This window comes from Brevundimonas sp. Root1423, from assembly GCF_001426805.1.
Window position 1 is genome coordinate 23,147 of record NZ_LMFL01000022.1, and the last position, 12,813, is coordinate 35,959.

Here is a 12,813-nt window from a genome sequence, read left to right on the forward strand (position 1 = left end):
CGCTTTCTTCCGCCGGTCATGAGATCGCGGGTTCGCCGCATTCAATTATCTGCGGCGAACCCGGCCCCATCCTTCACCCCGGCCGCTTCGTGTCCTTCGTGACCCTTCGTGCCCCTGGTGATGAACCAGCTACCGCGCGAGCAAGGGCCCAAGCCGCCTCAGCCTCCGTCGGTCCACACCGTCTTGTACAGGTCGAACCGCCGGTCGCGCAGATTGCGCACCGTCCCCTGCGACTTGGCCCAGGCCAGGTCCGACAGATCCAGGTCCGCCACCGTCACCGTCTCGACGTTCTCCGACGCCTCCGCCGCCACCCCGTCCCGCGCGAACGGGAAGTCGCACGGCGTCAGGATGCACGATTGCGCATACTGGACATCCATGTTCTCGACGTTGGGCAGATTGCCGACATTGCCCGACAGGATGACGTAGCACTGGTTCTCGATGGCCCGCGCCTGCGAGCAGTAGCGCACCCGCAGATAGCCCTGCCGGTTGTCGGTGCAGAACGGCACGAACAGCAGCCGCGCCCCCTCGTCGACCAGCCGCCGCGCCAGTTCCGGAAACTCGGAGTCGTAGCAGATCAGCACCCCGATCGGGCCGCAGTCGGTGGGGATGGCGTGCACCCGGTCGCCGCCCTTGATGTTCCACCAGTGGCGCTCGTTCGGCGTCGGGTGGATCTTCTCCTGCTCGTGCACCGAGCCGTCCCTCAGGAAGACATAGGCCACGTTCTGGATGTCGCCGTCGTCGGTCTGCGTCGGGTGCGAGCCGCCGATGATGTTGATATTGTACTCGACCGCCATCTTGCGCATCGCCTCGACGAAGCGCGGCGTGTAGCGGGTCAGGGCCTCTATCGATTCCACCGGCGTCAGCTTCTTCTTCTCCAGCGACAGCAGTTGCAGGGTGAACAGCTCGGGGAAGACCACGAAGTCCGAGCGATAGTCCGAGGTCACGTCGACGAAATATTCGATGTTGGCGATGAACTCCTCGAAGCTGGCGACCTTGCGGGCCTGCAGCTGCACCGTCGCCACCCGCACCGTCTCCTTGACCGCGAAGGCCGCGCCCCGGCCGTGCGTCTCGGTGTAATAGGGATTGCGCCACACCATGTGCGCGGCATGGCCCATCGAGGCCGTGTCCGAGGTCAGATAGTTCTCCAGCACCCCGATCGGCTCGAAGCCCGAACGCATGTGGAAGCCGATCACCGGATCGTTGAGCTTCCTGGCCGTGACCGCGTCCAGATATTCGCGCGCGTCCGGATAGGCCGCCTTGCGCCGCGCCAGCCCCGGCATCCGCCCGCCGAAGACGATGCCGCGCAGGTTCTCGGCCTCGCACAGGTCGCGCCGCGCGTCATACAGCCGCTGGCCGATGCGCAGCCGCCGCCGGTCGGGATCGACGCACACCTCCATGCCGTAGAACCAGTCCCCGACCGGATCATGCCGCGCCGCATAGCCGCCGCCGGTGATCTGGGTCCAGGTGTGCGGCGACATCGCCGTCTTCTCGTCGATGCGGAAGCCGGCGGCGTAGCCGACGATCTCGTCGGCGTATTCGACCACGAACTGACCATCCGGAAAGGCGGCGATCTGCCCCCGCAGCATCCCCGGCGTATAGGCCGGCATGTCCTTGTAGACCTTGGCCACCAGCGCCGAGATGGCCCCGACATCGGCCAGCTTGGCGTTGCGGATGGAAAGGACGGCGGGCTTGGAGGGTTTTGTCATCCGCCCTGAACGCATGGCGAAGCTTGGAGATCAATCCCTGGGGGGGGAGAGGCAGCACGAATGCAGCCTGTGACTCCTCGCAAACCTGAAGGGGTCCGCTGTGCGGGTCAGCAATCGCGCGCGTCCACACAGGACGTTTCACCGTTGGCAGTCGTCCCGTGATGACCGACTGCCAGCCCGGTCTCACAGGCCGCCGATCACCTGTTTCAGGATCTCAGCCGCCGGCCGGTCACGCGGCGAAGGCGGAGCCTGGGCGTCCTGGACCAGCGACAGCACCAGCGGCAGCCAGCCGTCCCGGAGATCGGCGTTCAGGAGCGCCAGCGACGGCCGGGCCTCAAGGACCACCTTCTCGATCCCCGGAGCCAGGGCGGCGCACAGGTCCGGCGGCGAGGTGACCAGATATTCGCGGCATGACAGCGGACGGTCGGCGTGGATCGAACACGCCTCGTCCTCCAGGAAGGGACAGGCGACGCCGGCGGCGAAATAGTCCCGCGCGATCACCTGGCGGTCATCGTGGTTCTGATCGAGGCGCTCCATCAGGCCCAGCGGCTCCAGGGTGTCGAGGGCCGCGTCGAAACGGCGGCGCACCCGTTCGCGCCGGGGTTCGGGCATGGCCTCGACCAGCCGGGCCAGGGCGCGGGCCTCGGCGGGGGCGACCGGCACCAGTTGGCGGCAGCAGGCGCCGCAGCCGGCGCGGCAGGAAATCTCGCGCCCATCCGCTTCGGCCCGCGCCGTCGCCCGCGTCGCGAACAGGCTGCTGAGGCCATGCAGGATCGGCAGCACGTCCTCGACCGCGACGGAGCCGGCGGGCACGGTCATCTCGACCGGAATCCGCTCTCCCCCTACCTCCAGCACCACCCGGCCGGTCGCGGTCGTCCCCCCGTCGCACGGAGCCGCCGACAGGCGCACGACCGCGTCTTCGTCCGGCTCGACCCGTTGCGGCGGCGTCCTCGCGGCGTACGCCGGCGCGCCTGGAACGCGTTTCATCGGCCACTATCGCCGGCGGGGACTCGCACCGCTGTTTCCGGGTTCGGCCGGCAGGGCGCACTGCTGAACGCCATCCCGTGTGACGACCTCGCCCCGCCGGGCGATGCAGGCGCGAGCCGTGTAGTCGATGTCGATCTTCGTAAAGTTCAACGCGACACCCTGTTTGTGGATGTCGAGGTCACCCGGCGCCGGCAGGCGGCACTGCTGGACGCCTTCATGCCTGACGACCTCGCCGCGCCGGGCCGTGCAGGCCTGGACGCTGTTCACCCGGTCGATCTTGAGGAACATGTCGACGGATCTCGTCTGACCGGCAGGGCCCGATGACTCCGGCGGGGCGGCCCGACATGCGCTCAGTGGGGCCTCCGGAATATGTTTGCCGGTGGCGCAGGCCGTGAGCTGGGCGTCCTGATCGATGTGATCCCGGTTCGAGGTCGTTCCGGGCGCCGTGCCGACGGTCCCTGGAGACGGACGCAGGCCTTCCTGGGCCTGGACCGATACGACGACGAGGCCGAGGTCGAATATGGCCGCGCCGGCCAGGATGATCGCTGCTTTCCTCATGGTGTTCAGTTCCTTGTTACGGTCATTGGGACGGGCGAACCGTCGGCGGGGCTCGGTCGTGTCTATCGCGTGGTCGACACTGCCCCCAGGGCCGAACCGCCCTCCTCGCGGCGGGCCGTCGCCGGCAGGCGGCACTGCAGGACGCCCTCATGCATGACGACAACCCCCCGTCGCGCCGTGCATGCCTGGGCTGGATTCACCCGATCGATCCGCCCCCATGACCACGACTCGATGTCGATGGGTCCGCCGGATGGGTTGGCGGTCGCCCGCGCGTCTTCGGTCTCTGAACCCGATTGGCCGCCGGTTGATAGGCTGGTGACGATGGTGCGCGGGTCGGCCTCTGTGACGGTGACGCGGACGCGACCGCCGCCGCGGGCAACCACGGTCATCAGCCGACGGCCTGCAGGATCGACGGCGTAGACCCTCCCCCGGCCGGGCCTGATCGGCGCGGAGGTCATCGACGGCGCGTCATTGACGGGCGTGACGGTCACGACCGCCGGCGCCGTGGGATTGGTCAGGAAGACTGAATAGCGGCCGGGTCCGACGGAGAAGATGACCTCACCCCGGGCGTCGGTCTGGACGGGGGCGGCGAGCCACTCGGGCTCGCCCTCTAGGCCGATGGGTATGCCCTGGATCGGCGTGCCCGGCGTGGCTTGCCCGAACCCCGCGAGGAACAGGCCGATGGCGGCGATGGCGACAGGTCTGACGGTCATGGTCATCTCTCGAGGCTGTTAATCCGCTTTCAGCACGTCGCCGCGGATCGGCGGCTCGCCATCGACGACGCTGGCGGTCGACAGTCGGGGGCGCACTGTCTCGACCCGAACCCGTCCGATGCGGGCCATTTCGACGTCCAGCACCTCGCCGGTGCCGGGATCGGTCAGGGTGCGGCCAGGTCGCCAGACGCTCAGCGTCAGGCCGGACTGGACGTTGCGGTCGGCGCCGGCGTTCAGATAGACGCCGTTCTCGGCGGCATCGACCACCAGCGCCGACCATTCCACATCGCGCATTCCCCCGGCGATCTGATCCACGGCCTTCATGATGGCGTCCTGGCCCGCCTGGCCGATGGGGGTGGCGCGGAAGATCTCGCCGCCCAGGCGCGCGCCGCCCCAGTTGTCGACCAATCCAGCCTCCGAGGTGCGCGACGAGGCGCGGCCCTGGGCGCTGGAGGTCGAGACGACCTGGCCCGTGGCGGCGTCGATCAGGCGCAGCGCGATCTCCATCACCGCGGTCTGGCTGCGGGTGCTCGCCCGGCCGCCCAGCAGGCCGCCCAACGGGCCGCCGCTGATGCTCATGCCGCCGCCGCCCGCCGCCGCTTCATACTTGGTCACGGTCGCACGCACGATGGCGCTTGGCGCGATCCCCTCGCCGGACCCCTCCACCACCAGGAAACGCCCGTCCTCGACCAGGGCCTGGGTCAGCATGGCGGTCATGCCGACGGCGGTGACCGAACCGCCGACGGACTCTGTGGCCTGAAACAGGTCGACCGCGATGGTCTTTCTCAACCCGTCAAAGGTCGCGCGGTTCTGGGACCGGGCCTCCACCGGAGCGGCGGCGCCGGCGACCAGGACCAGGGTCGCGCTTGTCAGCATCCGTCGGCGGTTCAGGGTCAGGTCGGTCATGCTCATCGCACCAGGCGGATCGAGCCGGTGATGGCCACGGTCGGGAGGGGGGCGGCGCGCGCCGGGGCCGCCCGGGCGTCCGGCGGCGGAATCCGCGGATCGACCCGGCGGTCCGGGCGGCCGTCGCCGTTCATATCGCCGGGCTCCACGTGAACCCCGGCGCGCGCGCTGTCGACCGGACCGGCGGTGTAGGGGAAGCACAGGTCGCGAGCGGCCGGCGACGGGCCGCGGCCCCCGTCCCGTCCCGGCCCCGGGGCGGCGCCGCCAAGAGTCAGTTGTCGCTCAGCCTGTGCGGTCTGGACCGCCGGCAGCAGCAGTCCGATCAGGACCCCGATGATGTGATTCTCATCCTGACCGCCGCCAGAGCGGCCGATCGCCGACCTGAGGCCGGGTCCGTCGAGACAGATGTCGTAGTCGCCCGCGGGCATTTCGAACCGGAAGCCGCCCTGCCCGTCGGTGCGGGTGGTGGCGACTGTGCGCCCCCCGCGCATGGAGGAAATCACGATGTCCGTGAAGATATAGCCGCCGGCGCCTCGCGTCGTTTGAGCGCTGGCGGATGTCGACAACGCCAGGCCCACCAGACTGGCCAGCCCGATCAGACCCACTCGCGATGTCATGATGGCAGTTCCGACAGCCGCTTGAATATCGGCGGTTTCTCAGGCTGGTCACGGTTGAGCTTGGCTGTCAATGCGACTTGAATTTGTCAGGACCCGGAGCACGGTTTCAGCGACAGTCGTCGTCTGGAGATCCGGGCGGAACGCTGATCCAGGCCTGGGGACGGCGCTCGTCGAGTCTGACCTGAAGGCCCGCCGGCTCAGGGAGCTCGCGCATGGATCACAGGCCGCATTGACAGCGAGGCCTCTCGGTGACCAGCGTTGTCTGACCGCGAACGGCGGCCGACATGGCCTTGCGGGAAACCCGGCATGACATCGAAACTCAGACTTGTCGCCCTCATCGGCCTCGCCTTGGCGACCTCGGGGGCGGCGATCAACCCGGGCGAACCGATCGACGGAGTCGATGTCAAACTGGGGAAGAATCCCGGTGGCTCGGCATCGGTGGTCGCGACCACGGATCGTGAAGGCCGTTTCTCGGCGCGGGTGAGGGTCGAGCGGGGTGAATACACGGTTTCGACAGCCTGCTCTCCCCGACAGACCTGCCCGCCAGACAGGCAGTTGACGCTCGCTGTTGATGGGCGGCGTGTCAGGCCCGACGCCCGAGGCGTCTATCTGTTTCCGGTCGGCGCGAGCCTGGGCACGGTGATGCTCCGCGGACGAGTTGAGATCTTCGACAGATGGGGACGTCAGAACGAGACCCGCCGGTAGAACGTCGTGGTTCCGGCCAGCCAAGCGAATATGACCGGGCGCACCGTCAGGCCCGCCCCGATACGTCAAATTTGGACGTACCTCTCCGCCATTCCAAAAAGAACATATTGGCAACCGGAACAAACCGTGCACATATTGCCGCTCACAGGGAGTGGGTCACGGTCATCGGACCGAAGGCGGGCCTCTCCCCCGGGTACCAGTTGGGAATCATGGCAAGGGAGAGCGGCAAGGTGGCGGCACAGGCGAATCTGAAATTGGTGACCCGGGACGACGGCGACAAGCAAAGGGCCCTGGAGGCGGCGATCGCCCAGATCGACCGCGCCTTCGGCAAGGGCTCGGTGATGAAGCTCGGCAAGGGCGGGGTGGTGGCGGAGATTCCGTCCGTCTCGACCGGCTCGCTGGGCCTCGACATGGCGTTGGGCATCGGCGGCCTGCCGCGCGGCCGGGTGATCGAGGTGTTCGGGCCGGAAAGCTCGGGCAAGACGACGCTCGCCCTGCACACCGTGGCCGAGATCCAGAAGGCCGGCGGCACCGCCGCCTTCGTCGACGCCGAACACGCGCTCGATCCGGGCTACGCCCAGAAGCTGGGCGTCAATCTCGACGACCTGCTGGTGTCCCAGCCCGACACCGGCGAACAGGCGCTCGAGATCGTCGACACCCTGGTGCGCTCGGGCGCCGTGGACATCGTGGTCGTCGACTCCGTCGCCGCCCTGACCCCGCGCGCAGAGATCGAGGGCGAGATGGGCGACAGCCTGCCCGGCCTGCAGGCCCGTCTGATGAGCCAGGCGCTGCGCAAGCTGACCGCCTCGATCAACAAGTCGCAGTGCATCGTCCTGTTCATCAACCAGATCCGCCACAAGATCGGCGTCATGTACGGCTCGCCGGAGACGACGACGGGCGGCAATGCGCTGAAATTCTACGCCTCGGTACGCCTCGACATCCGCCGCACCGGCGCGATCAAGGACCGCGACGAGGTCGTCGGCAACACCACCCGGGTGAAGGTGGTCAAGAACAAGGTCGCCCCGCCGTTCCGCGAGGTCATCTTCGACATCATGTACGGCGAGGGCATCTCCAAGCTGGGCGAGATCGCCTTCCTCAAGGCCAATCCCGACATCGCCGACTCGATCGAAAAGGCCGTGCGCGCCTCGACCACCAAGATCGCCGAGGAGCTGCTGGGCACGCCCGAACCCGACGAGGGCCAGGACCTCGAGGGCTGATCCTGGCGAGACTCATGAGACTCATGAGACGCCTTTTTTTTGAAGTCCATGGAGTCTCATCCGAACCTTCTCCGGCCGGGTCCGCCGACCCGCCACCGACCCCGCCGGGCCGGGCCGGACGGAGCGGCCGCTCGACCCCCACCCGGGTCGGGCGGCCTTTTTTCTTGCGGGCCCGCCGGCCAGGCGTAACCATACGCGCCGGGAGGACCGCGCATCATGACCACCAGACCGGGTGCCCTGGCGCGCGCCGTCCTCCTTGCCGGCTTGGCCGGCGGCGCGGCCGACATCCTGACGGCCTTCGTCATCTACCGCCCCGCCCCGCCGATGCGGATCCTGCAGTCGGTGGCCAGCGGCCTGCTCGGCGCGGAGGCCTTCAGCGGGGGCCGGACCACCGCGGCCATCGGCCTCGCCGCCCACTTCGTCCTCGCCGTCATCTTCGCCGCCATCTTCGTCGCCGCCGCCCTCCAGGCCCCGGTGGCCCTGCGCCGGCCCGTGCTGTCAGGCCTGCTGTTCGGCGTGACCGTCTACGGGGTGATGGATGCCATCGTCGTGCCCCTGTCGCTGTCGCCCCCGCGCCCGGCCCCGCCGCCCGCCGACATCATCGCCCTCGGCCTGATGGCGCACGCCTTCTTCGGCGTGGCCATGTCGCTCACGGCCGCCCGGCTGCTGCGCGGCCCGCCGGCCTGAGCAGGCCTCGCGCGTGGTCACGCGCGGGTGATGCATTGGGGCCGAAACCCCTATATGACGCGCCTTCCCTCCGCCTCCCCGATTGACCGCGCACGCCCATGACCCGTTCGTCCAGCCTCAACCAGATCCGCTCGACCTTCCTCGACTATTTCGCGGCCGACGGTCACGAGAAGGTCGCCTCCGCGCCCCTGGTGCCGCAGAACGACCCGACCCTGCTGTTCGTCAACGCGGGCATGGTGCCGTTCAAGGACTTCTTCACCGGCGCGGCCACGCCCCCGTACAAGCGCGCCGCCAGCTCGCAGAAATGCGTTCGCGCCGGCGGCAAGCACAACGATCTGGACAACGTCGGCTACACCGCCCGCCACCACACCTTCTTCGAAATGCTGGGGAATTTCTCCTTCGGCGACTATTTCAAGGAACACGCCATCGAGATGGCGTGGAACCTGTGCACGAAGGAATTCGGCCTCGACGCCGACCGCCTGATGGTCACCGTCTACATCGACGACGACGAGGCCTTCGACCTGTGGAAGAAGATCGCCGGCCTGCCGGAATCGAAGATCGTCCGCATCGCCGGCTCCGACAATTTCTGGTCCATGGGCGACACCGGCCCCTGCGGCCCCTGCACCGAAATCTTCTGGGACCACGGCGACCACATCCCCGGCGGCCCTCCCGGCTCGCCGGACGAGGACGGGGACCGGTTCGTCGAGATCTGGAACAACGTCTTCATGCAGTTCGAACAGGCCGCCGACGGCAGCCGCACCCTGCTGCCCAAGCCGTCCATCGACACCGGCATGGGCCTCGAGCGCATCGCCGCCGTGCTGCAGGGCGTCCATTCCAACTACGAGACCGACCTGTTCCGCACCCTGATCGCGGCTTCCGAAGATGCCACCAACACCCGGGCCGAGGGCGACCGCACCCCCAGCCACCGCGTCATCGCCGACCACCTGCGCAGCTCGTCCTTCCTGATCGCCGACGGCGTCACGCCCTCGAACGAGGGCCGCGGCTACGTCCTGCGCCGGATCATGCGCCGCGCCATGCGCCACGCCCACCTGCTGGGCGCCGCCGATCCCCTGATGCACCGCCTCGTGCCGACCCTCGTCGCCGAGATGGGCGAGGCCTATCCCGAGCTGCGCCGAGCCGAGGCCTTCATCACCGACACCCTGAAGCAGGAAGAGATCCGCTTCCGCACCACCCTGGGCCGCGGCATGGGCCTGCTGGAGGACGCGTCGCGCGACCTCGGCGAGGGCGGCGTCCTGTCGGGCCAGACGGCCTTCACCCTGTACGACACCTACGGCTTTCCGCTCGACCTGACCCAGGACGAGGCGCGCCGCCGCGGCTTCACCGTCGACACCGACGCCTTCGACGCGGCCATGAACGAGCAGCGCAGCCGCTCGCGCGAACACTGGACCGGCTCGGGCCAGACCGCCTCGACCGGCGAATGGCTGGCCCTGCGCGATCGCCTCGGGCCCACCGTCTTCACCGGCTATGACGCCGTCGAGGGTTCGGGCGAGGTCCTGGCCATCGTGCGCGACGGCGCCTCGGTCGACGAACTGGCGGCCGGCGAAACCGCCGAGGTCCTGTTCGACCAGACCCCCTTCTATGGCGAGGGCGGCGGCCAGGCCGGCGATCGTGGCGAGATCGAATGGACCGACGCCCACGGCCAGCAGGCCTCGGCCACGGTGCTGGACGTCCAGAAGCACGCCGGCGACCTGTTCGCCCACCGCATCGAGGTGACCTCCGGCACGCTGGCCGTCGGCGCCCGGGCCCGGCTCCGCGCCGCGCCGGACGCCCGCCTGACCACCCGCGCCAACCACTCGGCCGCCCACCTGCTGCACAAGGCCCTGGCCAATGTTCTGGGCGGCCACGTGGCCCAGAAGGGCCAGATGGTCGATGCCGAACGCCTGCGCTTCGACTTCAGCCACAACGCCCCGGTCACCGAGGACGAGCTGGCCCGGATGGAGGATGAGGTGAACGCGGTCATCCGCCAGAACCTGCCCGCCGAAACGAAGATGATGGGTCCGCAGGAAGCCATCGCCGCCGGCGCGGTGGCCCTGTTCGGCGAGAAATACGGCGACGAGGTCCGCGTCCTGACCCTCGGCCGCGACCTTGTCGAGGCTGACAAACCGTATTCGGTCGAGCTGTGCGGCGGCACCCACGTGGCCCGCACCGGCGATATCGCCCTGTTCAAGATCACCTCCGAGACCGGCATCGCCGCCGGCGTGCGCCGCATCGAGGCCCTGACCGGCGAGGCCGCCCGCCAGTATCTGCTGGGCCAGGCCGGCGTCGCGAAGTCGCTCGCCCAGTCGTTCAAGGTCCAGGTCGCCGACGTCCCGGCCCGGGTCGAGGCCCTGACCGCCGACCGCCGCGCTCTGGAGAAGCAGGTCGCGGACCTGAAGAAGCAGCTGGCCCTCGGCGGCGGCGGCGCCGCCGCCAACGCCGCGCCGGAAGAGATCAACGGCGTCAAGCTGATCGCCCGGGTCCTGGACGGCGTCGATGGCAAGGGTCTGCGCGGCGTGGCCGAGGACTTCCGCAAACAGGTGGGTTCGGGCGTCGTCGCACTGATCGGGCTCACCGACGGCAAGGCGGCGGTCACCGTCGCCGTGACCTCGGACATGACGGGCACGGTCAACGCCGCCGATCTGGCGCGGGCCGCGGTCATCGCCATGGGAGGACAGGGCGCGGGCGGAAAGGCCGACTTCGCCCAGGGCGGCGCGCCCGACGGATCGAAGGCCGAGGCCGGCCTGGCGGCGGTGCGGGCGGCGCTGGCCCCCTAGGCCGGCGCGCTCTGCAGGTCCACCGCGGCCAGCTTCCAGTCGAACAGGCCGCGCCGCTGCAGGATCAGCGCCAGATGGTCGTCGGGCCGGTCGCGGTCGGTCAGGGTGACGGCGAATTCATTCAGGCTGCGATAGCCCCAGGACTGGTGGATGTCGTTGCCATCCCGCTCGTCGGCGGGGTTCGGGTCGCCCGGCTTCGTCGGATCGGGCGCCTCGGCCGTCATGACCATGTCCGCCACCACCTCGGGCGTGACCAGGGTGTCCACCGCGCCTGACAGCAGCATGGGCGCCAGCATCATGCCCAGCCCGCCCAGCCCGCTTTCCACCACCCGCGGGTCGCGTCGCATGCGCGCGATCAGCTCATCGTTCAGCTCATCCTTCAGGCTGGCGCGCAGCGAGGGGAAGTCGACCAGTTGTTCGATCTTGCGCGAGTCTCCGGCCTTGGCCGCATTGATCAGGGCCTTGGCCGCCAGAATGGGCGACGCGGCCCAGGCGAGCACGAATGCGCAGAGGGCCGCCACGGCGACGCCGACGATGATCTTTCTGGTCATGCTTCCCTCTGGCGCCGAAACGCCTTCCCGCCGTCACGGTACCCGGGAATCGGCCGGCGGCGCCAGCCCGCGATCAGCCGCCCTTGCCGCCGCTGTGGCCCACGGTCGGGGGCGCCGGGCCCGGAGCGGGGGCCACCCCCTCGGGCAGGCCGATGTGAACCAGCTTCCATTCGAACGGGCCGCGGCGCTCGAAGGTGAAGATGGTCCGGGACCCGCCCTCGTCGGTCACCGCCATCCGGGCGCGGTTGATGCTCCAGAACACCGGGCCGGGCATGGGATTGGTGCGTTCGGTCTCGGGCGCCGCGCCGGTGCGCTGCGAGGCGTAACGACCCTCGCCGCGCGTCAGGGCCCCGAGTGCGGCGGGCGTCAGATAGACATCGACGTCGGGCGCCGCGGCGGGTGAGGCCTGCTCCAGCTGACGCCGCACCGCGCCGATCGGGTCTTCCATGAAGGACGGCGCGGGGGCCATGGCCGCCGGATTGCCGCTCAGTTGCGGCCGCAGCGACTGTCGCACCGCCGCGAAGTCGATCAGGCGGGACAGGCCCGCCACGTCGTTCGCGTCGGCCGCCGAGCGGATGGCGAAGAAGCCCACGGCCGGGGCCAGAAAGAAGCTGACCACGCCGGCGATGACGGCCAGCAGCAGCAGATTGCCGAAAAGCTTCTTCATCGCAGCCCCCGAAGTTCGCCATCACAATGCATGAACGCCGGTTCCGCTCAAACGAAAGGCTCGCCGGACGCGAGTCCGGCGAGCCCTCCTCGGTGGTCAGCCAGCCCTGCTGGTCGCCGACCAGCAGCGCCAGATCCTTGGTCATGTGGCCGGGAAAGGCTCGCCGGACGCGAGTCCGGCGAGCCTTGGTTGGTCTGACGCGGTCCCAACTCAAGCAGCGAGCGACCGCGTCGCGAGCGATAGCGCCCCTTCTAGGAAGCCTTCGCCGTGGTCAGGTTCTCGGCCACCTTGTCGAGGAAGCCCTCGGTGGTCAGCCAGCCCTGCTGRTCGCCGACCAGCAGCGCCAGATCCTTGGTCATGTRGCCGGCCTCGACGGTCTCGACGACGACGCGCTCCAGCGTGTCGGCGAAGGTCGCCAGTTCGGCGTTGCCGTCCAGCTTGGCCCGGTGCGAGAAGCCGCGGGTCCAGGCGTAGATCGAGGCGATCGAGTTGGTCGAGGTGGCCTCGCCCTTCTGGTGCTGGCGATAGTGGCGSGTGACGGTGCCGTGGGCGGCTTCCGAYTCCAGGATCTTGCCGTCCGGKGTCATCAGMACCGAGGTCATCAGGCCCAGCGARCCGAAGCCCTGCGCCACCACGTCGGACTGCACGTCGCCGTCGTAGTTCTTGCASGCCCAGACGAAGCCGCCCGACCAGTTGATGGCCGCGGCCACCATGTCGTCGATCAG

13 protein-coding genes are annotated in these 12,813 nt (G+C 69.2%); 4 read left to right on the forward strand and 9 right to left on the reverse strand.

Annotated features, from left to right (window positions below; genetic code table 11):
• Positions 1 to 158: 158 nt before the first annotated feature.
• From ASD25_RS13210 to ASD25_RS13235, 6 genes are all read right to left on the reverse strand, one after another.
• Positions 159 to 1,706: a bifunctional GNAT family N-acetyltransferase/carbon-nitrogen hydrolase family protein gene (locus ASD25_RS13210; protein WP_055827909.1), complete on the reverse strand. Its 1,548-nt coding sequence runs from the start codon at positions 1,704 to 1,706 to the stop codon at positions 159 to 161.
• Positions 1,707 to 1,889: 183 nt separating this feature from the next.
• Entirely contained in the window at positions 1,890 to 2,693 is an 804-nt protein-coding gene (locus tag ASD25_RS13215) for a YkgJ family cysteine cluster protein (RefSeq protein ID WP_055827906.1), read from the reverse strand.
• A 6-nt stretch (positions 2,694 to 2,699) separates the two neighbouring features.
• Positions 2,700 to 3,251, reverse strand: coding sequence for a hypothetical protein (locus ASD25_RS13220; RefSeq protein WP_055827904.1), 552 nt, complete (start codon positions 3,249 to 3,251; stop codon positions 2,700 to 2,702).
• Between the two features lie 62 nt (positions 3,252 to 3,313).
• A complete protein-coding gene (locus ASD25_RS13225; RefSeq protein WP_156376903.1) occupies positions 3,314 to 3,964 on the reverse strand; it encodes a hypothetical protein in 651 nt (216 codons plus the stop codon).
• An 18-nt stretch (positions 3,965 to 3,982) separates the two neighbouring features.
• Positions 3,983 to 4,870 (reverse strand): CsgG/HfaB family protein, encoded by an 888-nt coding sequence (locus ASD25_RS13230; protein ID WP_055827898.1) that lies wholly within the window; start codon positions 4,868 to 4,870, stop codon positions 3,983 to 3,985.
• Positions 4,871 to 4,872: 2 nt separating this feature from the next.
• On the reverse strand, positions 4,873 to 5,487 hold the full coding sequence (locus tag ASD25_RS13235; protein ID WP_156376902.1) for a hypothetical protein: 615 nt from the start codon (positions 5,485 to 5,487) through the stop codon (positions 4,873 to 4,875).
• Between the two features lie 306 nt (positions 5,488 to 5,793).
• On the opposite strand from ASD25_RS13235, the gene ASD25_RS13240 reads away from it, so the two are divergent.
• The 4 genes from ASD25_RS13240 to alaS all read left to right on the forward strand — a co-directional run bounded on the left by ASD25_RS13240 (position 5,794) and on the right by alaS (position 10,870).
• Positions 5,794 to 6,192: a hypothetical protein gene (locus ASD25_RS13240; RefSeq protein WP_056617463.1), complete on the forward strand. Its 399-nt coding sequence runs from the start codon at positions 5,794 to 5,796 to the stop codon at positions 6,190 to 6,192.
• Between the two features lie 230 nt (positions 6,193 to 6,422).
• On the forward strand, positions 6,423 to 7,409 hold the full coding sequence (gene recA / locus ASD25_RS13245; RefSeq protein ID WP_056617466.1) for a recombinase RecA: 987 nt from the start codon (positions 6,423 to 6,425) through the stop codon (positions 7,407 to 7,409).
• 216 nt (positions 7,410 to 7,625) lie between these two features.
• Positions 7,626 to 8,096, forward strand: a complete 471-nt coding sequence (locus ASD25_RS13250; RefSeq protein WP_055827889.1) for a hypothetical protein — start codon at positions 7,626 to 7,628, stop codon at positions 8,094 to 8,096.
• Between the two features lie 98 nt (positions 8,097 to 8,194).
• The gene (gene alaS / locus ASD25_RS13255; RefSeq protein ID WP_055827887.1) at positions 8,195 to 10,870 is read left to right on the forward strand and encodes an alanine--tRNA ligase; all 2,676 of its coding nucleotides are present in this window, start codon (positions 8,195 to 8,197) and stop codon (positions 10,868 to 10,870) included.
• Here alaS and ASD25_RS13260 read toward each other — a convergent pair.
• The 3 genes from ASD25_RS13260 to ASD25_RS13270 all read right to left on the reverse strand — a co-directional run.
• Positions 10,867 to 11,421 carry a DUF2939 domain-containing protein gene (locus tag ASD25_RS13260; RefSeq protein ID WP_055827877.1) on the reverse strand — a complete coding sequence of 185 codons (555 nt, stop codon included), beginning with the start codon at positions 11,419 to 11,421 and terminating at the stop codon, positions 10,867 to 10,869. The genes alaS and ASD25_RS13260 overlap by 4 nt on opposite strands.
• 73 nt (positions 11,422 to 11,494) lie before the next feature.
• On the reverse strand, positions 11,495 to 12,088 hold the full coding sequence (locus ASD25_RS13265; RefSeq protein ID WP_055827874.1) for a DUF2939 domain-containing protein: 594 nt from the start codon (positions 12,086 to 12,088) through the stop codon (positions 11,495 to 11,497).
• A 251-nt stretch (positions 12,089 to 12,339) separates the two neighbouring features.
• The coding region (locus ASD25_RS13270; RefSeq protein WP_235562721.1) for an isocitrate/isopropylmalate family dehydrogenase at positions 12,340 to 12,813 on the reverse strand (474 nt) is incomplete at its 5' end.